The sequence below is a fragment of the Candidatus Thermoplasmatota archaeon genome (assembly GCA_018814355.1).
Lineage (GTDB): Archaea > Thermoplasmatota > Thermoplasmata > UBA10834 > UBA10834 > COMBO-56-21.
The window spans coordinates 1-25,709 of sequence record JAHIZT010000095.1 but is presented as its reverse complement, the minus strand read 5'-3'; the positions used below and the strand labels follow the sequence as shown (position 1 = coordinate 25,709).

The 25,709-nt window shown below is 55.7% G+C and carries 17 protein-coding genes; 10 read left to right on the top strand and 7 right to left on the bottom strand.

Features of this window, described 5'->3' with window-relative positions; all coding sequences use genetic code 11:
• The first annotated feature begins 245 nt into the window (after positions 1-245).
• Positions 246-1,598, top strand: a complete 1,353-nt coding sequence (locus KJ653_06985) for an aspartate aminotransferase family protein (GenBank protein MBU0685571.1) — start codon at positions 246-248, stop codon at positions 1,596-1,598.
• Positions 1,599-1,622: 24 nt separating this feature from the next.
• Here KJ653_06985 and KJ653_06980 read toward each other — a convergent pair whose 3' ends face one another.
• From KJ653_06980 to KJ653_06970, 3 genes are all read right to left on the bottom strand, one after another.
• A complete protein-coding gene (locus KJ653_06980) occupies positions 1,623-1,997 on the bottom strand; it encodes a DUF835 domain-containing protein (GenBank protein MBU0685570.1) in 375 nt (124 codons plus the stop codon).
• Positions 1,998-2,368: 371 nt separating this feature from the next.
• Positions 2,369-3,529 (bottom strand): saccharopine dehydrogenase NADP-binding domain-containing protein, encoded by a 1,161-nt coding sequence (locus KJ653_06975; GenBank protein ID MBU0685569.1) that lies wholly within the window; start codon positions 3,527-3,529, stop codon positions 2,369-2,371.
• A gap of 204 nt (positions 3,530-3,733) precedes the next feature.
• Entirely contained in the window at positions 3,734-8,314 is a 4,581-nt protein-coding gene (locus tag KJ653_06970; GenBank protein ID MBU0685568.1) for a hypothetical protein, read from the bottom strand.
• A gap of 709 nt (positions 8,315-9,023) precedes the next feature.
• Here KJ653_06970 and KJ653_06965 point away from each other — a divergent pair.
• The 7 genes from KJ653_06965 (at position 9,024) to KJ653_06935 (ending at position 19,794) form a co-directional block, all read left to right on the top strand.
• Positions 9,024-11,003, top strand: a complete 1,980-nt coding sequence (locus KJ653_06965; GenBank protein ID MBU0685567.1) for an Ig-like domain-containing protein — start codon at positions 9,024-9,026, stop codon at positions 11,001-11,003.
• 324 nt (positions 11,004-11,327) lie between these two features.
• A complete protein-coding gene (locus tag KJ653_06960; GenBank protein ID MBU0685566.1) occupies positions 11,328-12,740 on the top strand; it encodes a trimethylamine methyltransferase family protein in 1,413 nt (470 codons plus the stop codon).
• A gap of 44 nt (positions 12,741-12,784) precedes the next feature.
• Positions 12,785-14,248, top strand: a complete 1,464-nt coding sequence (locus tag KJ653_06955; protein MBU0685565.1) for a trimethylamine methyltransferase family protein — start codon at positions 12,785-12,787, stop codon at positions 14,246-14,248.
• A 436-nt stretch (positions 14,249-14,684) separates the two neighbouring features.
• A complete protein-coding gene (locus KJ653_06950; GenBank protein MBU0685564.1) occupies positions 14,685-16,148 on the top strand; it encodes a trimethylamine methyltransferase family protein in 1,464 nt (487 codons plus the stop codon).
• 62 nt (positions 16,149-16,210) lie between these two features.
• Positions 16,211-16,864 carry a cobalamin-dependent protein gene (locus tag KJ653_06945; GenBank protein ID MBU0685563.1) on the top strand — a complete coding sequence of 218 codons (654 nt, stop codon included), beginning with the start codon at positions 16,211-16,213 and terminating at the stop codon, positions 16,862-16,864.
• A gap of 37 nt (positions 16,865-16,901) precedes the next feature.
• A complete protein-coding gene (locus tag KJ653_06940; GenBank protein ID MBU0685562.1) occupies positions 16,902-18,329 on the top strand; it encodes a trimethylamine methyltransferase family protein in 1,428 nt (475 codons plus the stop codon).
• A gap of 28 nt (positions 18,330-18,357) precedes the next feature.
• Positions 18,358-19,794 carry a trimethylamine methyltransferase family protein gene (locus KJ653_06935; GenBank protein ID MBU0685561.1) on the top strand — a complete coding sequence of 479 codons (1,437 nt, stop codon included), beginning with the start codon at positions 18,358-18,360 and terminating at the stop codon, positions 19,792-19,794.
• 7 nt (positions 19,795-19,801) lie between these two features.
• Here the strand turns inward: KJ653_06935 and KJ653_06930 are convergent, their stop codons facing one another.
• Positions 19,802-20,752: an ABC transporter permease gene (locus tag KJ653_06930; protein MBU0685560.1), complete on the bottom strand. Its 951-nt coding sequence runs from the start codon at positions 20,750-20,752 to the stop codon at positions 19,802-19,804.
• A gap of 26 nt (positions 20,753-20,778) precedes the next feature.
• Positions 20,779-21,747 carry an ABC transporter permease gene (locus tag KJ653_06925; protein MBU0685559.1) on the bottom strand — a complete coding sequence of 323 codons (969 nt, stop codon included), beginning with the start codon at positions 21,745-21,747 and terminating at the stop codon, positions 20,779-20,781.
• A 442-nt stretch (positions 21,748-22,189) separates the two neighbouring features.
• Here KJ653_06925 and KJ653_06920 point away from each other — a divergent pair, with 442 nt between their 5' ends.
• Entirely contained in the window at positions 22,190-24,049 is a 1,860-nt protein-coding gene (locus KJ653_06920) for an ABC transporter substrate-binding protein (protein MBU0685558.1), read from the top strand.
• Between the two features lie 167 nt (positions 24,050-24,216).
• Here KJ653_06920 and KJ653_06915 read toward each other — a convergent pair whose 3' ends face one another.
• Together KJ653_06915 and KJ653_06910 are read right to left on the bottom strand one after the other, a co-directional pair.
• The gene (locus KJ653_06915) at positions 24,217-24,498 is read right to left on the bottom strand and encodes a trimethylamine methyltransferase family protein (GenBank protein ID MBU0685557.1); all 282 of its coding nucleotides are present in this window, start codon (positions 24,496-24,498) and stop codon (positions 24,217-24,219) included.
• 345 nt (positions 24,499-24,843) lie between these two features.
• Positions 24,844-25,437, bottom strand: coding sequence for a hypothetical protein (locus tag KJ653_06910; protein ID MBU0685556.1), 594 nt, complete (start codon positions 25,435-25,437; stop codon positions 24,844-24,846).
• A gap of 17 nt (positions 25,438-25,454) precedes the next feature.
• Between KJ653_06910 and KJ653_06905 the strand changes: the two genes are divergently transcribed.
• Positions 25,455-25,631 (top strand): hypothetical protein, encoded by a 177-nt coding sequence (locus KJ653_06905; protein ID MBU0685555.1) that lies wholly within the window; start codon positions 25,455-25,457, stop codon positions 25,629-25,631.
• Positions 25,632-25,709 lie beyond the last annotated feature (78 nt).

Genomic DNA, 25,709 nt, shown 5'->3' with positions numbered 1-25,709 from the left:
GATGCCGCCCCTCAGATACCGTCACGGTATCAGCAGCCTACTCCCACAGGAAGGCTTCACAGACATCTTATCCGCCCCGTCATTGCTGACGACTTGCCCGTAGGAGCTACGAGAGTGGATTGTCTGAGGAGATACATATATATCTGGTGACGCTCCAATTCCTCCCTCCAATTCATTGGAGGGTCTCTTTGGAGACGATTTTGTGATGAGATGCTCTCCGTGACCTCGAATACGGGGGTTGTTCGATGAAAGAGATTGACCGCTCGAAGATCAAAGTACTAATGGCGAAGGAGGAGAAACGCTTCACGAAAGAGCACCCAAAGTCGAAGCTGATGTTCGAGAGGGCGAAGAAATCGCTCTTGGCCGGCGTCCCCATGAACTGGATGGTCAGATGGGCCGGCCCCTATCCGATATTCGCCAAGGAGGCAATGGGGACATACATAACTGACATAGACGGCAGAAGGTATCTCGACCTGTGCCTCGGAGACACTGGTTCCATGTTCGGCCACTCCCCCAAGGCGGTCGTCGACGCCGTTCGGAAGCAGGTTTCCAAGGGCATAACGATGATGCTGCCATCTGAGGACTCGGTCTGGGTCGGCGAGGAGCTGTCGCGCAGGTTTGGACTCCCGTACTGGCAAATCGCAATGACTGCCACGGACGCCAATAGGTTCTCGATACGGCTTGCGAGAGAGGTCACTCGCCGGTCAAAGATACTGGTCGTCAATGGATGCTACCACGGCACGGTAGACGAGACGCTCGTGAATCTCCAGGACGGTCGAACCGTGCCAAGGAGCGGGAACATAGGTCCGCCGGTAGACCCTCAGGAGACAACGAGGGTCGTTGAGTTCAACGATTTGGAAGCGCTCGAGAAGGCCTTGGCGACACGAGACGTCGCGTGTGCGTTGTTCGAGCCTGCGATGACCAACAGGGGCATCATACTCCCTGACCCAGGATATCATGACGCGCTTCGCACACTGACCCGGAAGTACGGCACCCTTCTGATAATCGATGAAACACACACGATATGTTGTGGCATCGGCGGGTTTACCGCCGCGCACGGCCTGAAGCCGGACATAATCACAATGGGCAAACCCCTTGCCTCGGGTGTGCCTGTGGCCGCTTTCGGGATAAGCCAGTTTGTAGCAGACAGAGTGATGGAGCGCATACTTTCAGACGGGACAGACGAGAGTGGCCTAGGAGGCACACTCACAGGGAACGCTCTTGCGGTGGCTGCCATGAAGGCAACCATGGAAAAGGTCATCACGGAGAAGAGCTTCGAGAAAATGATGCCCCTGGCTGAGCGGTTCGAGAAAGGGATCAAGGATGTGATCAATGAGACCGGGGTGCCTTGGCATGTGGTGCGCTTGGGCGTCAGAATCGAATACCACAACACGCCTGACCCGCCAAAGAACGGGGGAGAGTATGACGCATCAAAGGACTACGAGCTGGAGAAGCTGATGCATCTTATGGCTCTGAACCGTGGCATACTTCTGACTCCGTTCCACAACATGGCGCTGATCTCGCCCTACACGACAAAGAAGGATGTAGATTTCCACACGGCGGTCTTCCGGGAGTGCGTTGAGAAACTGATTGGATAAGGCCATATGATTCGCTGTCGGCCGTCATTCCTGGGAGCCGATCCTCGGAATAGATATGGTCTCGAAATTCCTCTCGATAATCGCTCTCTCGCGCGGATTGAAAGCCGTGGGGTCTATGGAGATGATCAGGTAGCCATGATACTGCATGACGAAGTCGTTGATCTGTTCCAGCATTTTCACAGCCTTGTTGAAGTCGTTGTAGACAACGATCGATTCGATCCCGTCAATGAGGACTATAGCGTTCTTGTTGTTCTGGAAGAATTCCATTATCGCGTGCGCCAGAAGATTTGGTCTCGAGGAGTCGACACACCCATCCCCAGACTGCGTCGTTAGCCAGGTGACCTGGACATCTCCCAGATCGAACTGATTCCTGAGTTGATCCGGGTTCCTGCGGCTCACTACATACCCCTTTCTTGGCTGAGCGCCATGCTGTGACTTGATGAGCCTGGTGAAAATAGATCAACAGACAACGGCATGAGCATCCTACTCCGTGCTTGGACGGAACGGAGCTGTGTTCGCGTGGCAATTCAGCCCCAGGCTCTCATTCGTCAACCCTGTCTCTCTGATAACGCGCATCCGGTATGGAAAACGGCCTCTGAATGCTACTAATGCCTATCTTGCTATTCCCAAACCTGATAACGAGAGGTGTGGCAGGTCGAGAGAACCCTTTCGGAATGAACCAGTGGGGCAATTCCCTTCGGGTTTGGCACGAGAACTCAGCGGCCACTGAGGGGCGAGGCGTTCTCCATTCCGGCGAGGATCTGCCATGCTCAACACGGAGTCGTCTCTTCCACGAATTCCACACCTTTCTGGCGCAATCGGGCGATGAAGCTCTCGGTTGACAGTTGCTCGGGAATCACGAATCCTTTCTCCCTGACCTCGCCGTCAACGAACATCTCAGCGGCTATCGCTCCCCCGGTCCCCACGTAGTACGCGCCAGCATTGGTATTGTACAACTCGTAGGCCTTTTCATGGGACATGATCGTCCATAGCCTGACCTTGGTCTTCTTGCCCTTTAGTTCGCCGATGACCTCGACCGCGAATCCAGTGTGTCCCTTCACCTTCCCCGCGAAGTCCACCGGACTCGGCATCATGGCGGCGACCGCGTCCAGGGGCCTCACTGTGGCTCCCTTGACATCCACTGGCTCCTTGCTCAACATGCCCATTTTCCGTAGCATGACAGCTGCCCGCGCGAATCCGTCGTCGATGCAGATGTTGAAAGAAACGTCTTTCAGAGTCTTGATATGCATCGGCATGAAGTAGGTCTCATCATGATTCGTCTTGTACACCGGCAGCCGGCCTAGGGGCTGCGGGAAATCATACATCTGTCTTGCGCTCATTGGCGGAATGAATTCGATCCTGCCGTCCCTGAACACAGCTGCCGGGACGCTGGTTTCGTCGAGGAGATCTACGGGAGACCAGAGCGAGAAGAAGCTCAGCCCATCCACAATGCCAGTGTCACCATCATAGGTGTTAGCCTCGTCGGCTCGGTCGAGTTTGCTGGCCGCATGGACTGCAAACACATCGGATATCCCGGGTTCCTCGCCCATCCCGATCATCGCTGTGATCCTCGCATCCCTGCACATCTTATCGAGCTTGTCGAACTCCGGGCCAGTGCTATCCAAGGGCATCCCGAAGTCGAGGTAGTTGGTCCCGACCTTCGCAGCTATCTCCAGAGGTAGTCTGTTCAGTCGCCATGGCATCGTCGCTATGACCAGGTCGCAGCCCTTGAGGAGACTCTTGAGAGCTTTCGGGTCAGTGCCGTCCACTTTCCTGACCGTCATCCTGTCGTTCCTGAGGCGTTTGGCCAGTTTCTCAGCGGCATCTGTCCTAGCATCGGCGAGGATCAACTCCTCGACCTTGGGGTTTCTCGCGAGATGCTCAGCGCACACAAGTCCGCAGACTCCACATCCTAGCTCAACGATTTTCATGTGCTCACGACCTCTTACTTGGATGTCATCGCCCACAGTGATCTGCAGGTAGTCTCCAGTGCATGAAGGCCTCGGTATTCTTCAAGGTTTCTAGCGTCCCCGACGACCAGAGGCGAAGAAAGCGCCAGTTGAGAGCAACGACCGAACGAATGTGAATAAGAAGAATAGGAAAGAGGTTTGAAGGGTTTCGACCTTTCTGGCACTCTACTCGTCCCAGCGTCTCGTGCCTACCAGCGCGGGAACCGCTATGAGGACTCCGCAGATCGCTGCTACCAGGCTCAACATCTCCGCCGTCACTGCAGGTGCGGTTTCCGCAGTAACCTCCGGGGTCGGCTCTGGTACTGACTCCGTCTTCAGCGGGGGTGTGACGATGAACTCGATCCATGGAGCACCGTGGTAGAGTATTCCCGTCCTTCCGCCTTGATTGTTGAAGTCGTACGGGCCCGTGAAGGTCAGCGTCTTCGTCAATGGGTCATACACTGACGCCATGTCCAGTGGGTTCGCCGGATTCGTGATCACATACCCGAGGCTTGCCGTCCCCGTATACCTGAGCGCGTCGTACTCTGTCGTGTCTCCAGTAGATAGGTTGAATATCGCGTTGGCACCAACGCCCTGGCCCCGATACGCGATGACATTCGAACCCTGAGGCAACTTCACTATGAGCGTCTGGAACTCGGTCAGGTTGAACCACTGCGGCGTTGCGTCGTATTCGACCTCCTGGCCGAATTTCGGGTCGCCGGAGTTCCAGGACTGGTAGGTCGTCGTGCCGAGCCACGAGGGTCCGGCATACGGGTCGAAGTCGGATGGGTGGTATGCGGGGAACTCGGTCCAGGATGGCCAGTAGTCTATTCTCGTTGGTTCCCAGACCCAAGCACCTTCTTGGCTCGTGCTCCCGTTCGCCATCGCAGCGTGGAAGCTGTACTGCGCCACTGCGTCGAAGGTCACATTCGCGATGCCGTTGCCGTAGGTGGCTCGCATATCGAAGTCCTCCATGTACGGCTGGTGCTGCGCGCAGAGTTGAGACTCGGTGAGCCATCTCGTCATCAGGACCTCGTAGCCCCAATTGACGTGTGCCACAGTGAGCAGTATGTCGCCGTCCGTGTCAACACTCGCATTAGCCCATGTATACTGGGGATAGTAGAAGTCCGCATACCCAGCGAAGATGTCCAGGCGGTTGTTGCCTTCGTCATCGACCCAGGCTGTCCAAGCATCCTCGTAGGTATATCGGTTGGTGTCCCACCACGCGACCGGGTCATCTGCTATCGGCATGCCCATCCACTCGTAAGCCGCCTCTCGGTTCAGTTCCACCGTGATGAGCGTTCCAATCAAGTATCCGTCGTTCGTGTTGATGTAGTTCCTCAAGACAGGACTTCCTCCGCCCCAGGTCGGATACCAGTAGCTGGTCCACCAGGCGTGGTCGAGATACTGCATGCGTATGTGCATACTAGCCTCAGCCCCTGCCTGCGGACCGACGCCGCCGAGAACTGGCATGAACTCCGGATTATGTACATCAACATTGCTCACGTTCGTGGCGGTCATGTTGAACCTGTACGGCGCAAAGAGAACGCCATGAGCCCCGTCCTGTCCAGGGTCATACAATTGCACGTATTGGCCTGACGTGTTCGACAACATGTAGTCCTGATAGTACCACGAGGGTCTCCAGTCGGGGTTCCAGTACCACTCTCCCCACGGCTCCTCGAAGAAGTCGTACGCGGTGTAGACGATGTTAGGCCTTGCTGCAACGTTGATGCTTGATAGCAACCCGTAGGCAGTTGTGGTAATAGTGTCGCTCACGTTCACCTCGTACGTTCCCATCTGGCTGAACCTCATCGCGCCGGTGAACACCTTCACTCCATTATTCGATAGAGCGAACAGTGTGTCAGCCGGGAGCGAGTAGGTGCCTCCTGGCGCATCGGTCGCGAAGTGGACAGTTCCTGCATATGTCTGGAAAGTGCTGCCGAACTGGTTGACCGCCCGGACCGTCAGGTCGTAGTACTGTCCAGGCGCGAGCTCGGTCTCACCCGTAACGACGAAGTGGTCTATGTGGGGTGCTTCGAGTTCCACTTGGACTGTCGTCTCCCCGTCGATCGTACCGTCGATCGTGTCGCTAGCGTTCACCAAGAACCAACCAATAGACGTGAATGTCACGCTTCCAGGGATTGTTACGTGGCTCTCTCCGGCCGGCACGGTAGTGTCTGAAGGCAGCGCGACTTCGGCGCTCCTGTTGGAGCCGAAAGTGATCGTTCCGGCGTAGCCAACGAACAATCTGTCATACTGGTCATACACTGTCACAGTCACATCCTGCGCCACGTTTATCTCGACGACGTTCGGGATGTCCGAAAGTCCAAAGTGATCTGCAGCCGCTGCTGCGCGCACGTCGATGTCCAGAGCCTCACCGGTGAGGCTCGAGTTGTCAGCGTCGACAAGCATCAGATCCTGAAGCCCGGCGGTCCCGAACGTCAAGTTGTCAAACACGTGGATGCCAGCGGCCGTCGTTGTGAATGTGTAGTTGCCTGGCAGTACCGCTGCAAGATCGGTCGACGTGAAGTTCAGAGTCCCAACGTAGCTCGGGAACACGTTGTTGTACTGGTCATAGACGGTCACCGTGAATGTCACAGGCTCGCCTGCGATCACAGGGCTCGACATCGCGGAGACCTCATAGCGATCCGCCTGTGGTGCCGCAGGAGGTTGCTCCCAGGTGAACTCCACATACGGTATGCCGTACGGGATAATTCCTAGCCTGTCCCACTCATCCGCAAGCCACTGATGCTTCGTCTGGTCCTTCGACCAGGTCCACATATCGATCGGTCCTGTGTAGGTCAACAAACCAGCGACGTTGTCGACAGTCAGGGATCCAGGACTGAGTTCCGTGTTGTCGGATACCATCGGCTCGGCGTAGTTGAAGGTCATGTTCGCCGTCGTGTTCACAATCCTCTTGTTGATGTCCGTTTCATTCACATTCGGCCAACCGTCCAGTTGGTATGCCTGCTCCTTGAACAGCTGCGGCCCGGTCGGGTACTCAATCCGCAAAGTCTCGTTCTCAGAGATGTTATGGGGCCCGGGTGCATAGTCGTATGGCATCTCCTTGCCGTACCACTTGCTTCCAGGTGCGGTGTTCATGTAATCATATGGTACGTACGGAGCGTAGTCCGAATGCGGGTGGCCGATGGTCGGCTTGAGGACATCCTGCAGATAGAGCTCAAAAGTCCAGCATGGGTCGCCGTGAGTCTTGCCCGCAGGGACCACGGTTGTCTCGTACGCATATATGCCGTACGCCACCACGGTGTTTATGTCGATATCTGCCCTCTCTGGCCCTATTTTGGCGTGCATGTTGAAATCTTCGAACCAGTGCTCTGTTGGAGTGAACGCCTCGTGGAGCCACCGACTAATCATCGCATCCATGCCCCAGCTGACTATGTCGTACGACAATACGATTTTGTCCGCCACTTTCTCAGCGCTCAGGTCGAACGTCAACGGCACCAGGGGATATTCATACATGTTGTAGATGTCGAGCCGCTTGTTGCCCTCTTTCATCAGCCAAGCGGTATAGGCGCCTTTAACATCTGTCGCGTGCTCCGTCCACCAGGTCGTGAAGTCGTCAAAGCCCGCCGAAGTGACATTCAAAACGGCCATCGCGGCCTGCTTGTCCATGGTCGTCGTACCGTTGAGCGAAATCACCCAGCCGTCTTCCCAATCGCTGGTAGCGGCTGGATACCTCTTCATCTCAGCCTTCGTGAGGTACTGCATGTACCAGTCGAGCTCGGCATTGCCGCCCCTGGCGGTGCCGAGGAGCGGAAGGAACTCAGGGTTGCTGTTCATGTTGATCTCGCTCATGTTCCTTCCCTTGACATCGAGCATGTCGTTGGAGTAGATCCAGACGTTCCCGGGTGGCTGCGTATACCAGTAGAAAATCGTCGGGTATGTGTACGATATGATCTGATGGTCGTGAGACACGGACCATCGCAAGTCCCACCACTCACCGAATGGCACCTCGAAGAAACCGTAGTAGCGGTAGTCTACCGATCTGGTAGGTATAGTGCCCACAGTGATATTGGCCGAACCGGACTTCGTCACACCGTTGTAGGTGGTCTGCGCGGTGAGCACGGCTTGCCCCTCGACCAAACCTGTGAAGTTGACCGACGATCCAGTCGTGGCGTTCAGGGTATACTGACTGGCTGTCAATCCCGTTACGGACCAGTTGAAAGTCACGCCCTGGATGATTGGAACTGCCACGCTGCTAACGGCGGTTGCGTTGAACACGAAGCCCTCATTCGCCGCCAAGGTCTTCGTCGATGGATCGATGACAACCGAGTCAAGGATGGGCGGGTTGACCGTAAGAACGGCCTCAGCTGTGACCTCGGTCGTCTCCTTGTAGGTCACTTTGCACGATATGGTGCCATCTCCACCCACAATCGCCGCTGTGAAGTTAACACTGGCCACGGCACGGCGGTCGAACGAACCCATAGTTGTCGGGTCGACAGACCAGATGAAGTCAAGGTCAGGGTTGTTTGCTGCAAGCACGTTCCCCTTCCACGTCACCTCCACGGAGAGCGCCTTGAGAGCTCCAGCGTCAACATTGAAAGGGTCTGGAGAAATCACGGCTTCCAGCTCATCCTTTGGCATAAGCACAAAGACGTACGCCATAGAGCTAATCAGCAATATGACAACGACAATGGCTGCGATCATCAACCAGAGGTTCTTCTTTCCCTTGTCAGTAGAGGCAGGAACAGCTCTTGGTTGCTCAGGCTCACTAGCAGGCGCACTGGAATTCGTCCCTTCAGACATTATATCCCCCGTGTATTATGGCTCCACAAATAAACGGTCGTCATAATGAAATCCGGCTATTTAATGTATTGTGACATGAAGCATGAAGCATTGGACTGGATTGGACCGAATTCGAGTTTCATTCTGAAAGAACAAGGAGCGTGTTGTAGTGCGAGTAACCAGTAGCGAACCGAGATTTCTGAGAGCGTCATGAAAGTGCCAATAGCACATCGGTGATACACATCTGCTCCCCGATCAGGGGCAGCTCACACGGTACGGCCAAAGACTTTTCTATCGGCGATATGGCGGGTCATTGTGTACGTCTCGTAACGCGAACTGGCAAAAGCTAGCTCCCCTTCTTCCGATCTTGCCACGCGGGGCATTCCCCATCCCTTGACTACCAGGGTGTTATGCCGGCAGTTTGCGTGCGCTCGGGAAAGTGCATTCCTTGCCAGTTGCCAGTATTCATACCATACACGTCCAAGTGCCCGGGTTGGCGCTTCTTGGAGTTCTGGAGAGCATGCCGGAAGAAGGTTTCATATAGCATCGAGCATCATATACATCCAGAACTGCTAGGGAGGAACCCAGATTGTCAGTTGCGGACCATTTTTCGTATGACAGAGGATTTGATATCGGCCGAAACCTAGGACACACGGAAGTGCCCCCATCCCCGATGATTGAGAGGGGACCCGTGTCTCGACCGCCGACCGCTCTGCCGTGGAGGAAATTCATGGCTCTTGCAATCGTCGGGGTCATGGTTTTGACCGGTTTTGCTGTCTTTGGACAGGCTACCCCCAAGAGCGCACCTGCACCGGATGCAGAGGAGCAACCTGAACCGGCGAATGTACTCGCTGGCGGCAGGGAATTAACTTACTCGATAGACCACATGTTCGAGCTGTACGAGAAGTCACACGACACCGCTGACCTCGGCAGATGGAACGGGACTATGGGTCTGAACGGATGGTGGCCATTGAGGCAGACAGGCTATCAGGAATACCAGGCCCGAACATCATATCCGTTCGTTCTGGTGTATGACCCGTACTCCACGAAGACCGCCCCGGACATCGACATGGGCAACTCGATCACGACCTGGTACAGGTTGACGATCGATGCCAAGAACATCACTGAGATCTCCAACGGACCTAGCAAGGACCCGATATTCACACCCGTCCTAGGCCCGATCAACACTGCAGGAGCGTGGATGAACATCTCCTGGTACGGGACCTACCTGGAGACATGGGAGATGCAGGCCATCAGAGCTGGCACTCACTACGCGAACACCTACTATGGTGTGCCGATGGCTTCGACGCCGCTTGCCAGCGCAGATGATGGGTACTGGCACGAGCTTCAGGGCAAGTTGACCTTCAACAGAGCAGCTGCCAGCAAGATCCTCGGACTTTCAGCTGCTGGGGACCTGAGGACTCAGTTCTCCACGGCCGAGCTAACCATCGAGGGAGCTTGGTTCACCAACTGGATGACCGAGGGCGGCCCCGGTGCGGCCGGAATCTACGACACATACACCGCCTACGACTACTCGAACGACATCAGGTGGCTGGAGCTCTACCTCGACCCCGCATCTACGGCAGACAACCTCATCATCAGGTTCTGGAGTGTCTCGTGGGGCAACGAAGTCCTCCTGATAAGGTACATGGAGGCGGCCAATATCACGAGGTACTGGCAGGGCTGGCCTGACGACTGGTACTTGAACATCACCAGCGGCCCCGACGGCGGCAGCGTGCAGTCCAGGGCCGTGATGGGCTACCACATGTATGCCACGAAGGACAGCACGAACACCCTTAACGGCTGGGCCCTGGAGGCAAGCCACATGGACTGGTGCGGCAATTTGGGAGTTCACTCTGGTTACCAGAGCCCGTACAACCTTTACGACCCAGACAAGACCGCTGTGACTCACGTTTCGTGGGCACCGTTGACGACGAAATACGGGATGCCCGTGAGCTACATACTGGCCCCGTTGCACTGGAACCTGACCGCAGGGGAGAAGTTCATCGTGAAGCTGCCTTCTGCATCGACATCGGTGCTCGCCTACAATCCGATAAGATCGGCATCAGACCTTCTGGGTGCGACCAAGACAGCGGAGATGGCAGCTAACATGGTCTGGGGCGAGATGGTCATGGGCAACGGCTATCCGAAAAGCGGACCAAACAACTTGAAGAACTTCTACAACTCGGTGACGAAGACTATCACGCTAGAAGGTCCTCGAGACTTCGCCAAGAACTGGAACCCCGCTTTCCCGACACTGCTGGATACAGGAGCTCCGATGTTCGTGCTGAACGTAGCCAAGGTCAGCGACTACAACGTCGAGATCGTAGGGGACACGCCCCCGTATGATAACTTGGTTACAGGAACGCCCTACACGCTACGAGTTACCGCGTTGAACGGAACTGGCTCCCCAGTTCCGAGCTACAACGGCACCTTCGACTTCACATCGACAGATGCGACTGCGGCGTTCGGCGTATCGCATCATCACTGGGTGCCAGCGGACAACGGCGTCTTCGAGACTACAGTGACCTTCGGTGCGCTCGGAACCTTCTATGTGAACGCGACGGACGCCAACTACACGATGGATGCTAACGCCTCCATCACGGTCATCGTGACAGCCCTGATCCCAGAGTTCCCGACATTGTTAGTACCAGTGATTGGCTCTGCGGCGTTGTTGGTCGCGCTGAAGGCCAAACGAAAACGTAGCTAGTCGTCGGTGTGAACGAAGCGTCAAACCACTTCCCAACCTTCTTCTTTTCATTGATTCTCGGGCTGGCGGACGTTGCATGCTATGTCGCTGCTTGTTCGCGCAGGGAGGCTTCAGTGCTAGCAGTCGCCTCTACTATGCCCGCAAGGAGCGGGTTCCTGTGTCGTCCAGTACGCCTCTCGAGTTCAGGCTATTGTGATCGACCGTCCGGAAAATCCAGAAAACCTCTGCGGTTCTGAGGGCGTCGAAGGGAATGCGAACCTTTTTTCTAGAGCGACGTGATACCCCGGCCAAGTAGGCGTAACCTTGAGTCGATGTCGTGTGAGCATGCTATCAAGAACGGACATCGAGCGGACGCACGGTGCCTCAATTCGGATACTCGAAAGAACCGGTGCAATAGTGAGAAGTGCTTCTGCACGCAGCCTTCTTAGAAGTGCTGGAGCAGAGATCACCGAAGAGAAGATGCACGTACTCTTTCCCGAGAGCCTCGTGAGTGATGCCCTGAAATCGGCCGCCAGGGAGTTCGTGCTCGGTGCTCGGAACCCGAAGCACGATCTCAAGGTACCTTCAGATGGTTTTCCTTACTTGAGTACAGACGGATTCCCGGTACAGATATGGGATCATGCATTGCAGAAGAAACGGCCGTCGACCCGGTCCGACCTGGAGAAGTGGGCGACACTGGCAGATGCCTTAGACGCGATTGATTTCCTGTGGCCCTCGGCGACGCCCACCGATCTCCCGCCACTGACGCAATTCATAGGTGGTCTGCGAACGAGCTATGAACACACTGAGAAACATGTTCAGTATCAAGCAGTGGACGGGAACCAGGCGAAGGCGGAGATACAGATGGCTTGCGCGGTAGCTGGAAGCGATGAGGAAAACCGTAAGCGGCCACACTTCTCGTCAGTGCAGTGCATTATAGCACCTTTGCAGTACGACGAGGGATCAACTGATGCTGTCATTGAGTTTGCGCATGCTGGCATCCCCGTAGTAGCGATGACGATGGTGTCTCCTGGCATCACTGGGCCCACAACCTTGGCAGGCAGCCTAGCGCTCGCAAATGCTGAGGTGTTGGGATCTCTTGTCATCTCGCAGCTTGCAGAGAGCGGTTCACCTATGTTCTACTGCTTCGTATGCGCCCCGCTCGACATGAAGTCGGGCAATTTCGTCATGGGGGCTCCTGAATATGGCCTTATGAGTGTAGCAGGAGCAGAAATGGCCAAACACTACCGATTGCCATCGATGATGGGCGGCCTGGGAAACACGGGCAAGTCGCCGGGATTTCAGCTCGGCTTCGAGAAAGGAGTCACCACAACCGCTGCTGCCCTTGCGGGCTGCGACCTTATGACAGGCATAGGAGGACTCAACGACTCTATGTTCGTCTCCATGGAGCAGATGTTGATCGACTCAGATGTTTGGGAACACGTCAGACGCTCATGGCAAGGGATCGATGTGGACGAGAACGAAATCGCAATGGATGTCATCGAGAAGGCGGGTCCCAAGGGTCAGTATCTGAGCCATCCGCACACGCTCGCGAATTTCCGGAGGCTCTACATGCCAAGATACGCCGACCGCTCCAGCTACGATTCCTGGGTTGCTGGAGGGAAGAAGGAAATGTACGACATTGCGCACGTCGAGGTCGAGAAGATCCTTGCGGCACACGAACCCACGCCGTTGTCCGAAGATACATCGAAGAGGCTCCGAGATATTGAGACGGCGTTCTCGAAGCACACTTCATAAACGCGAACAAAGCCAATCGCGAGCAAACACTACTTGGAAGAAAGGTGGCGAAGAAGATGCCGGCACTTGGAATCAGACGGGGGCTTGGGAGACTCACGGTTCTTACGGAAAAGCAAAGAGAAGAGATTCATGAAGAATCACTCTCCCTCCTCGAGTCAATGGGCATGAAGATATTCAGCGACGAAGCCCTAGGGATTCTCAAGAAGAACGGCGCGGAGGTCGACCTGAAGAGCAAGGTTGCGCAGTTCCCACGTTCTATAGTTGAAGACGGACTGCGCCGCTGCAGGCGTCCGGTCCGCCTTGGTGGGAGGACTGAGGACCACGACTTCGTGCTGGATCACGAACATCACTATCTGAGCACTGACGGCGAGGGTATAGCCGTGCTGGATTTCGACACGGGCAAGCGCCGTGCCCCCCTGCTGCGCGATGTTGAGGATTGCGCGCGATTCGCAGATGCGATCCCCGAGATTGTTTCATACACTCCGATGGTTACGCCCTCGGATGTCCCGACCCAGGCGCACACAGCTTATGAGTTCGCCACCGCTGTTCAGAACACCTCGAAACATATCGTAAGTGGCGGAGTGTACAGGAAAGAAGAGGCGGAGATCGAGATAAAGATCGCTGAAGCTGTTCTCGGCGGAGCTGAAGAACTTCGAAGAAGGCCACTTCTCTCCTCCATCAATTGCGTTTCATCGCCGATGATCGTTGGAAAGACGATCGAGCCGGCTTTGACATATGCGGAGGCGGGGATTCCCCCGATAATCATGACTATGCCTCTCATAGGAGCCAGCGGCCCGGCTACGATCGCGGGCTCTGTTCTCCTGGGCAACGCTCAAGTGCTCGGGGTCAATGCCATCATCCAGCTCGCGCATCCAGGATCTCCGGTGATATACTCCTCGGTCCCCATGTCGATGGACATAACCACAGGTTCGTTCGGGGGAGCCCTTCCACCAGGAAACATGGTGGCCGCGGGGCATATACAGATGGCTGAACACTACAAGATCCCTTTCTTCTCCGGAGGTCACGGTTCAAGTTCGAAAACTCCTGACCCACAGGCTGCCTACGAGAAAGCATTGAGCGCGTATACCATGTTCCTTGCGGGAGCGGACCTCCTCGGTGGTCCAGGCCTTCTGGAAAGCTTCACACTGCTATCATATGAACAGTTCTTGATAGATGTTGAGATGTTCAGGATGATGGGGGCAATGCTCGAGGGCTTCCCAACCGACAAGGAGTCTCTAGCAGTGCAGCTGATAAAACGGATAGGACACGAAGGCCATTTCATGGGCGAGAAGTCTACTGTGGACGTGATGAGGAAGATGTGGCGGCCCCAATTGACTGACGTGGGTCCATACGCCGCTTGGACCGCTGCGGGGAGCAAAGGCATTGTAGAACGAGCTCACGAGGAATCCAAACGAATACTAGACTCACACAGGCCAGAACCGCTTCCTTCAGGAACCCAGGCCAAGATACGGAGCATTCTCAAAGAGGCCGAAACGATTTGCGGGTAGCAGACCCGTGCCAAGGAGGAAGATCAGCTTCTTCAATTGGCTCGTAGACGCTAGACACAACATCGAGAAGATTGGATATGAGGTCCGTCGCCTCCTCTGTGCATTTGGATCGTCGTGATAGCGCGGTCTTCGAGCCTCCTTCATTCTTGGGAGAAAAGCATCGTTCTGAGTCTCATGAGACCTGTCCGTTCCTTCGCGGGAATTGCCCCTAACCATAGTTGATGGAGTACCCCGAGTCTGTGTGCGCGTGACTGAACGCATCGCTCCCTATTCGATGGCATTAAATACGAACAAGGTACGTTCACTCGCGGAATTGCCAGTCGGTCCGACATGAGAGGCCGGAGGAAAGCGAGCTACCGGCTTCCTTCTTGGTGAACTCCGCGGCTTCGCGGTTCATCGCATTCGATTGGGATTCCCGCATTCGGGGGCCCAGGGATTGTCCAACAGACCCATGAGCAGAGGGGCATTGAACATCAAACCCCTAGAGGTGTTGTCCTCTGAAGATGTCGATCGAATCCACATCTCATCGCTTGATGTTCTCGACCAGATGGGCATTAAGATCTATAGCCAGCACGCATTAAAGACTCTTTCGGATGCTGGTGCCGACGTGGATTTCAAGGCCGGCGTCGCGAAGATTCCGTCGCATCTTGTCCGTGAAGCATTGGACAAGTGCAGACGGCCGGTGAGGTTGTGTGCCAGAAACCCGAAATACGACTTCACGCTCGACGACGACCACATCCACCTCTGCACAGACGGGAGCGGAATTGGCGTCCTCGACTCGGGGACCGGCGCCAGAAGAGAGTCGATCAAGAAAGATGTCGAGGACACTGCTAGACTGGCAGACTATCTTGAGTATCTCAATATTTACTATCCTCTCGTGACTCCGCTGGACGTGCCCAAGCATTCGCATGTGCTTCACGAACTCGACGCTGCGTTCAGTAACTGCGAGAAGCACATCACTAGCGGTACGACATACTTGCGAGAGGAAGCAGTGTACGCCGTGAAGATGGCACAGGCCGTGGCTGGGGGAGAGGACGAGCTTCGAAGGAGGCCAGTTCTCTCTGCAGTAGTGTGCACATCATCTCCGCTGGTGCTTGGTCTCACGACGGATGCGGCGATGGAGTTTGCGAGAGCCGGAGTGCCTCCAATCGTGATGACTATGCCGCTCGTAGGTGCCAGCTCCCCCGTGACCATCGCGGGCCCGATAGTCCTCGGGAACGCGCAGGTCCTAGCTCTGATGACGGTACTGGAGCTCGACACTCCTGGCGCTCCGGTGATATACTCGTCGGTGCCGATGGCGATGGAGCCTCTGAGCGGGCTCTTCGCAGCCGCGTTCCCCTCCGCGACAATGGTCACGCTCGCGCATATTCAGATGTCGAAGTTCTACAAACTCCCGATATTTGTGGGCGGTTGGGGGTCGTGCTCTAAGGTGCCCGACGAGCAGGCTGCGTATGAGAAATCGATAATGGGCTACAGCATGGTAATGGCCGGTGCGGACATCAATTCCGGACCTGGTCTGCTGGAGAACTATACGATTCTCTCCTATGAACAGGTATTGATCGATCACGAGATCTACACGATGATGCTGGAGACCCTGAAAGGCATCGACATCTCCGATGAGACCATCGCGATGGAAGTCACGAAGAGAGTCGGCCACGAAGGCCACTTCCTCGGGCAGAAGCACACTGTCCAGCACTTCAAGGAACTCTGGATGCCGGCCCTGAGCGACCCTAGGCCTTTCCAGGCATGGGCCAAGGATGGCTCGAAGACGGTGGTCAAGACCGCCTCCGAGAGGGTCAAAGAGATACTCGCGACTCACAGGCCCGATCCGCTACCCCGATCAATCCAGGATGAGTTCGTCAAGATCATCAAGGAGGGCGAGGGGAAGATCCCGAAGTGAAGACCCGTTCATGAGTGAAATATGGACCTTGAGATGAATCGAATCACAGAGTGGGAAACAACATGTCCGATGACAAGCAGGCAATACTGAACGAGCTTGAGAACAGTGTGAAGAACCTCGAACAAGAGGCTGCGGTCGAGGCTGCGAAGAAAGCGCTTGCGGCTGGGGTGAATCCCGTGGACGCCATCGAGAAGGGACTGGCCAAAGGCCTCCGTGAGGTGGGTGAGAAGTTTGCCCGCAAGGAGATGTTCGTCGTAGAGCTGATTTACGCCGCAGAGATAATGAACGGTGCAATCAAGGTCCTCGAGCCTGAGCTGAAGAAGAGCAAGGAGAAGAGGAATGTGCTCGCCCACGTCGTCTTGGGCACCGTCGCTGGTGACATCCATGACATAGGCAAGAACCTTGTTAGGATCATGTTCGAGGCCAGTGGGTTTGAGGTCCACGACCTAGGGAAGGACGCACCGACCGACAGTTTCGTCAAGACAAGCAAGGAGGTCGGCGCCAGCATTGTCGGAGCGTCATCGCTAATGACCACGACAGTCGGCGTTCAGAAGGACGTCGTGGATGCGCTTAGGGCCTCCGGAGACAAAGCTCACTTCATGGTCGGCGGAGCTGCCGTGACGGACTCTTGGGCCAAAGAAATCGGAGGCGTATACGCCTCCGACGCGATGTCTGCCGTCGTGATGGCCAAGCAGTTCGTAGAGAAAGGCAGGTGAGCTTCTGCCCAGATCAATGAGCCGCGGCCTCTACAAGATGAGACCACTGGAGGTCATGAGCTCTGGCCATGCAGAGACAATCCACATCAATTCGCTCAATCTGCTCGAGTCGATGGGCATCAAGGTCTTCAGTGAGGAGGGTCTGAAGCTTCTGGAGGACGCTGGGGCGGATGTGGACAAGAAGACTAAGGTGGCTAAGATCCCGTCTCATCTGGTCATGGAGTCCGTCAGGAAGTGCAAGCGCCCCGTGAGATTATGTGCCAGGAACCCAAAGAATGATTTCGTGCTGGATGGGAAGCACTGCTACATAAGCACTGACGGCACTGGCCTTGCAACAATCGACCTCGAGACCGGCATCAGAAGGGACTCGACGAAGAAGGACGTTGCTGAGTCGGCACGGGTAGTGGACTATCTTGAGCTCATGAACATGTACTACCCGTTGGTTACGCCTCTAGACGTTCCGAGGCATGCGCACACGCTCCACGAGTTCGATGCGGCGTTCAACAACTGTGAGAAGCACATAATCAGCGGCGCGACCTACATGAAGGAGGAGGCCCAGTACGAGCTCAAGATGGCGGCCGCAGTTGCCGGTGGCTGGGAGGAACTCAAGAGACGGCCGCTCGTTTCTGCGGTTACGTGCACCACCTCTCCCATGGTCCTCGGGATGACGACCGATGCAGCGATCGAGTTCGTCCGTGCTGGTTGCCCGCCGATGATGATGACCATGCCGCTCATCGGGGCGACGTCGCCGATGACCGTCGCCGGCGCAGTCCTCGTCGGCAATGCACAGGTGCTCGCCTTAACGACCGTGTGTCAACTTGCTGCGCCTGGTTCTCCGGTGTGCTACAGCACCGAGCCGATGGCAATGGATGTCCAGACCGGGATCTTCGAGGGACTCTTCCCAGCTGCCAACATGGTGAGAGCATCGCACGTGCAGATGGCGAGATACTACAAGATTCCCATTTTCGTCGGTGGATGGGGCACCTGCTCGAAGGTTCCTGACGCGCAGGCCGCGTACGAGAAAGCGTTGTCGGCCTTCCTATACTACCTGTCTGGAACGGACATAACATCCGGGCCAGGCCTGCTTGAGAATTGGACGGTCTTATCCTACGAGCAACTCCTGATAGACTACGAGATCTACACGATGATGGTCGACATGCTCAAGAGCTTCCCCGTCACGGACGAATCGATGGGGATTGATGTCACAAAGAAGGTTGGGCACGAGGGGCACTTCCTCGGTCAGAAGCACACGATCGACCACTTCAAGGAGATGTGGCAGCCGGTCGTCACGGACGGCGCGACTTACCAGACGTGGAAGGCCTCGGGGTCAGAGTCTGCGGTCGACCACGCCAGGGCGAAGGCGAAGGAGATCATCAAGACCCACCAGGTGACCCCGTTGCCTGACGATGTTCGGAAAGAGTTCGCCAGGATAATCAAAGAAGGCGAAGAGAAGATACCGCACTAGGCGAGCAACATGCGACGAGGTCGGGCTCATGACACGAAGTTCTTTTGGCGTTCTCGAGAAGGACGAGATCAGGCGGATTCATGAGGCCGCGCTCACGGCCCTGTCGGACGTCGGATTGAAGGTCAACAGCGAGATAGCTATTTCTTTGCTGCATGATGCTGGATGCTCGATTGAGCCTCGCACTCGGATAGCGAAGGTCCCGGAAGGGCTCGTCAACGAAGCCCTGAAGGTCTGTCCTAAGGAGTTCGTGCTTGCGTCAAGGGACACATCCAGAGATATAGCAATTCCCGTCAAGACCCGGCCCGCGATCTGCACGGACGGGTTCGCCGTGGAGATAATGGACGACGATACGGGTGAGCGGAGGAAATCTGTGAATGAGGACCTCGCTCGTTTTGCGAGGCTCGGCGACGCTCTCGATGATCTTGACTTCTTCTGGCCAACCCTCACTCCTCAGGACGTTCCCCCGAACGCGCAGCTATTCAGAGGGTTTGTCACTTCTATCGAGAATTGCTCTAAGCACATCCAGCACGAGGCCCTTGGCTCACGGATGGCAAAGCTGCAGATAGCCGCTGCAAGCGAGGTTGTCGGTGGTTTGAGAACCTTGACGAAGCGGCCAATCTTCTCAGCGGTTCAGTGTCCCGTCGCCCCCCTACAGTTCGAGACCGACTCTATCGAGGCGGCAATGGAGTTTGCTAAGGCCGGCGTGCCTGTGGTGTACATGTCAATGCCCATGGCCGGAGCATCCGCGCCGATTACTCTTGCAGGGTCGATCGTGCAGGGCCATGCGGAAGTGCTTGGCGGACTGACAATATCGCAGCTGACCAGGAAGGGCTCCCCAGTTTTCCACTGCATTCTTACAGGTCCTGTAGATATGCAGACTGGAACTTGGGCTTCTGGGTCTCCTGAAAACGCAATCGGCAATGCTGCCGCTGTCGAAGTCGCGAAGTACCTCGGAATGCCGAGCATGTCGGGTGGTTTTGGGACGAGCGCCAAGACATACGGCCTCCAGGCCGCTTATGAGAAGATCGCCACAATGGTTCCATCTGCTCTTTCGGGGACCGACATCATCACAGGGATCGGCGGACTGGACGACGCGAAGTGCATGTCGATGGCAGAGGCGATCATCGACATCGAGATGTGGACATACGTCATGCGCATGCGTCGAGGGATAGACACGTCTCCTGAATCCTTGGGTGTCGAAGCATTGAAGGAAGTTGGCCCGGGTGGGATGTTCCTTAACCACAGAGAGACGCTTGAGAAGTTCAGGACCGAACTGTGGCTTCCGACACTTGGACAGCGGCAGGGTTTCGCCAAGTGGACGAACGAAGGCCCCACGGGCATCGTTCGCCGCGCAATGACCAGGGCCATGGAGCTTTCTTCGAAACCGTTGCGTGCGCCCTTGCCCCCGGATATTGAGCAGCGGCTCGAGCAGATGGTGCAAGAGGAGGTCCGCTCTGCCAGATGAGGACGGATCACCTTCTTCTCAGCCTCGGATTCATGATCTCGTCCAAGGCGTAGCTGACGAATGTGAACCCCAGCACTACTATGATTATGCAGATGCCCGGCGGAAGGACGAACCAGTAGGCCTTGTTCGCGAACCCGCCGAAGTTGAAACAGTTGTAGAGCATGAGGCCCCATGTGATCTTGGTCGGGTCGCTCAGCCCAAAGAACGACAGGAAAGCCTCGGAAAGAATCGCGTAGGAAACGCTTAAGATGGCATTCGCGAACACTAGCGGGAAGACGTTTGGCAGCAGATGCGTTCCCATGATGTGCATCTTTCCTGAGCCAATGGCAACCGCCCTCTCGACGAAAGAACGCTCCCTTATAGACAGCACCTGTGCCCTCACGATCCTCGCGGTCGCAGGCCAGCTTGTGATTCCGATAACAATGATGATCTTGAAGAGCGAGGGCTTGTTCTCTGGCGGCAAGAAAGTAGCCAGGATCACTGCGAAAGGAAGCCACGGGATGACGAGGAACAAATCCGTGGTCCTCATCAAGAATTCATCGACACTCCTTCCGTAGGAGCCTGCGAACAGGCCAATGCCTGCGCCCATAACCATCGTGATCAGCGCTGCAGCGAAACCAACGATAAGAGAATTCCTGGAGCCAAAAAAGAGTTCACTCAAAACGTCTCTTCCTTTCTCGTCGGTTCCCAGCAAATGATCGGATGATGGTGGGTTCAAGGCGCGGGTATGGTCGCTGGATTCTATCACCTTGTTGGGGTTATCGATGATCCCGAGGTCGTACAGCGGTTCCGCAAGTATCGCCATCATGACGAAGATGAGCAGGATTGTGAGACCGACCATGCCTAAGGTGCTCTTCCTGAAGGCCTTCATCGTGTTATTCATTCTGTTGAGCTTAAGCCTCCACTTCTCCGCCCTGATGCTTCGCTTGATGGACTTCACGTCAGGGGCGGCCTCCATCTTGCCGAGATCATGTCCCTTGGAGGTCAGTATCTCACCCGCGGGTCAATGTATGTGTAAATGATGTCAACAATGAAGTTGGCAATCAGCATGGCCAGCGCGACAACGAGGAAGATTCCCTGTAGGACGGGATAATCCCTGACGCTTAATGCATCCCACGTAAGGCGTCCAATGCCGGGCCAGGAGAAGACCACTTCTATCATGATCGCGCCCGTAACCATCCAGCCAATGAACATCGCAGTGGTGGCGACCGTCGGAAGGAGCGCGTTCGGAACGGCATGGCTCATGACTATCATTCTCGGGGTGATTCCCTTTGCCCTCGCCGTGATGATGTAATCCTCGGTCAGGACGTCGACGAGAGCGTTTCTCATCATCAGGACGAACTCGGACATGCTGACAAGGACGAATGTTATGACCGGAAGTGCCATGTGCCAGAGCCTGTCCACGACCATTTCGCCCAAGCTCTGGTCGATCGCTCCGATCTTCTTGGCTCCGCTCAGGGGGAAAAGCCCGAAATCCGCAGCCAGAGTCATGAGCAGCAACATCCCCAACCAGAACGCAGGCATCGCGTAGAACGTCAATGATGATCCCACGATGGCGACATCGAGCGGCTCCCCTCTATTGGAACCTGCAATAATGCCGAGACGGACTCCGATCAGGACCGTGAAGAGTGTTCCGACGCCCACCAACAGAAGAGTGAACTGGAGCCTGTAGAGAACGACATCCATGACCGGTCTGTGGTAGAACCAGGAATATCCCAGATTGCCCTGTGCCGCGGAGGTCATAGAGACGAGGTACTGTTTCCAGAGAGGTTCGTCAAGCCCGAATTCGTGCTTCAGTTGGTCAACGATCTCTTGCGGGATTCGCGGCCCCACGAGCGCCTGCGCGGGATCTCCGGGCAGCATATGGAAGAGGAAGAAGTTCAGAGTCCAAACGGCCCACACCAGAATCACGAGGTTGACAATTCGCCTCAGTAGGAGTGCCCTTGCTAGCATTTCAATGAGTCCTCACCGTGCCAAGCACAGCCGTTTCCAGAGGGTTATGCCCGGCCTCAGTTCCTTTGCCCCGTAATGTGCAGTTTGCTATAAAGGATTGACGAATACTGCCCCAGAAAGGAGGGCGAATGGATTGGTCCGAACAAGTCCTCGCACCCAGTTCAAGATATTGTGCGGTGTTTCCGGAATGAGGTGAAGCGTTATCAATTGACGAATGGAAGCAAAGCCGAAGGTGGCGAACGAATTTCGTATCAAAGCACCTTCCTTGAGGAGTTTTGAAATATGAGGGTGGATATTAGTAGTTTGTTGGGCGATGCGATTTCTTCCGTGCTAGGCTCGGCTTGGCGCATGTCCATGAGTGCGGGGAGAATGGGAGGAACTGACCTTGAGGAGGACTCTTCTGAAACGCCTAACAACTGGATTAGTGCTTTGTCTCGGCACTATGTTTGTTGTGCAGGGCGTCTTTGTGTCTTTGGATCATTTGACTGGTGGCGACCGCAAAGCTTCAATCAGCGCCGATGAACCCACTGTTCTGAGGGTTGGGATGTTGCAGGCGGCATCCAATCTGAACCCGTTCAATGCGTACGAAGATGCGGACTACGTTGTGTTTGGCCTGATATACGACAGACTGATCATGTACGACGAGGATCTCAAACCGCAGCCATTGATCGCTACCAGTTGGGAATCTGACAGATGGCCAGAGGCAGATGACCCTGCCACAACCGTCGACGAGGGTGCCAACATGCTATGGCGCTACAACATAGTCCAGGGCGCGAGATGGCATGATGGCGAGATGCTAACGACTGAGGATGTGGCTTTCAGCATCAACGTCAACCTTAACGAGAGCACGTGGGCTTTCTCACCGTACATCAACTTCCGCACGGCGGAATTCGCGCGTGCAATCAATGACACCACCGTGGAGGTATACCTCAAGATACCCAGCGTCCATGTTGCCGGTTTGGTGATACCGATTGTCCCTTTGCATATCTGGGGGCAGTACACGGCTGGTGAGATTCAGAGCGGTGTGGTCAACGAATTCCCGATTGGGAGCGGACCATTCCGGTTCGTCCAGTTCGAAAAGGATCAGTTTGTTGTTCTCGAGAGGAATTCGAAGTACTTTCTAGGCCCTGTCGCCTATGATCGCATTGTGTTCGTGTTCTATGGGAGCGACCAGGTGATGGCCGAGGCGCTCAAGAATGGCGATATCGACGTTGCCAAGTTCCCTCCACTGACCTATGATTCCTTGAAGAGCGCAACTGGCGTCTTCACTGCTGCGGTTGACAGATACTACCAAAGCACCCTTGGGTTCAACTGCTGGACTAGCGGATCATCTCAAGGCAATCCTCTCCTTCGAGATGAGAACATCAGGCGTGCAATGCACATGGCGATAGACAAGCAATACATCATTGACACGATATGGCGGGGATATGCGGATATCGGATATGCTCTTCCAGCTCCCGTTGTGCCTGAGTTCTTCTGGCAACCCAACCAGACAGAGGCCCTTAATTACGACGTTGCTCGAGCGAACCAGTTGCTGAACGCATCCGGGTACGACAAATGGGACAATAATGGCGTTAGGCTAGTTAATAGGAGTGACAACCCCTACGCCCTGCTGGGCTCACCGCTGAGCTTCAAATTCATGATCAGGAACGACAATCCTGAGGACTTGGCTGCGGCGCCGTACATAAAAGAGATGTGGGCCGAGGTGGGCGTCAAGGCGAATATCCAGCCGATAGATGAGAGCGCGATGGAAACGGAGGTCTACTACGCAGCCGCGCACGAGGCCTACATTTGGTACTGGAGTGGAGACATGGACCCGACCTACATTCTCGGGGTCATGACCGAGGACCAATACAAGGGATGGAACGATCCGTATTGGTCCAACGCAACCTATGATCGGCTGTATCTGGAGCAGATGTCACAGGACGGAGCTCAGCGGGTGGCGACCGTGTTCGAGATGGAGAGAATTTGGTACGAATCGTCTGGAATGATAGTTCTCTCCTATCCGTATGGCCTGTACGCGTGGACCGAGCAACATTTCACAGGCTGGGGCGACCCTACAACGCATCCTGGCAGAACAATTGACATATATTTCGGTGCACCCGCCTTGTACATGGAGCTCAAGCCTGTAAGCGGCGGCGGTGTTGGTGGCATCTCTAGCTCAGTCCTTATTGGCGCAGGCGTCGCCGTGGCTGCAATTGGAGCTGCTGTCGTCGCCATGGTGCTCATGAAGAAGCGGAAAGCCGGCGGCGCGGCTGAAGGAGCCCCGCAGAAGGAAGAAAAGAAGACGGGGCTGGAGTGAACGGCCCCTGTCCGCAAACCACTCGAAACCTTTTCCGCTGGTTTTCCATTTCATATGTCAGACGAGGGTCATCTCGGCCTTCTTCTCGATCTCCTCGAGCTTCTGCATGACCCCTGGGTTCGAATCGTAGCTTTGACTCTGGGTCATTCGGTGCTGAGATGCCCCAATCATCCAGCCTGATCGAGTTTCTTAATGAACGCGTTCATCTTCTCGATTTCTTCAGGAGATGCTACTGGGCTCCTGGGTTCGCTCAGGATGTTGCGCGCTTCTCGACGAGCTATCTTGATTAGGTCACTAGGTGAACCCGTGGCGGGTTCTCCCGCGAGCACGGCATCACGGTCGATAGTCGAAATTGCCTCGTTTCTGAACCTCGTGATCGTGTGACGTGTGCCCAAGAAGTTGCCACCGAGGCAGGCATCTTTGATTGTTTCAAATGAAATCGCATCCATCCTCCACTCAACAGGATGCTGGAGGAGTACCGCCTTCGCTTCTGGATCGAGTCGAGCTACCGGCTGCTGTCCCAGAGCAGGATCCGCACATCGACCAGGGACTCGAAGCTGAGGGTGCTGTATGTGGCCACGAGCCTCCTGCTAGTCAACTCGTGGGTCGATAAGAAGTGGACCAACCTGTCGACGAGGAGGAGAGGGCCGGGAGGACGGGATGTCCACGCCGACCTCCTCCCCTATCCCAGGTTACTGGCGATGCTCCAGTATGTGCTGGAGAGGGAGTACGAGTTCATCCTAGCAGTCGAAGTTCCAGACAACAAACCAATATCTGGCTCAGGGAGGAGGGGATTACAAGAGTGCGTCTATGAAATACCCTATGATAAACGCCAGCACCCCGAAGCCGAGCATCCGCACTCCCTTGATGAGCGGGTTCTTGCCGCCCCAGCGCCCGAGGACGACACCTGCGGTGAACAGGATGCCGAGAGCGATTGAGACAGCGGCATAGGATGCCGTCTGTATTGTGAGGGTCCCCGAGAGGACGAGAAGGAACGGGACGATGGTGACCGCGCACGTCATCAACGGGGTCGAGAAGTTCACGAGGGCGATAATGAGCGTGGCAGCCCTCGCGGTCCTGTATATCGCCGAGTTGTCCAGGTCCCTGAGCATCGCCCTCTCGATCTCCGCGATCCTACGCCCTCGTTCGAGGCCCTCGGCCTCGTAGACGCTCACCCCGGTGGATATTCCGAGGGCGAGGCTGGTCGTCAGCATGGTGGCTATTATGACCTCGATGTCCGGGTGCTCGCTAAGACCAGATCCGACCACGATGCCCAGACTCATGAACGTCGAGTCGAACAACGTGTTCACGAAGAACCTGCGCAGGGCAGGGCCGAACCCGGAACCCGTCCCGAGCCCCTTTAGCGAGAAGCCAAATCCTCTTTTCATCTCTCCAGGAGGGGTTAATGAGCGTTTCCAGGAAAAACCTTTGCATGGACCAGCCGCCTGAAGCGCAAGCTCTCACAGCGTCGTACGACAGGTTCCTGGCCATGCTCCAGTATGTGCTCGAGAGGGAGTACGAGTTCATACTGGCCGTCGAAGTCCTGCAGGAGAAGAGAGTCACTGGCTCAAAGAGGAGGTGATTTACGAACTACTGAATCTGAGTCTCCACTTCTTTGCCAATCAGGAAGTGATCAACGGTGACGATTGGAGAAAGCCGT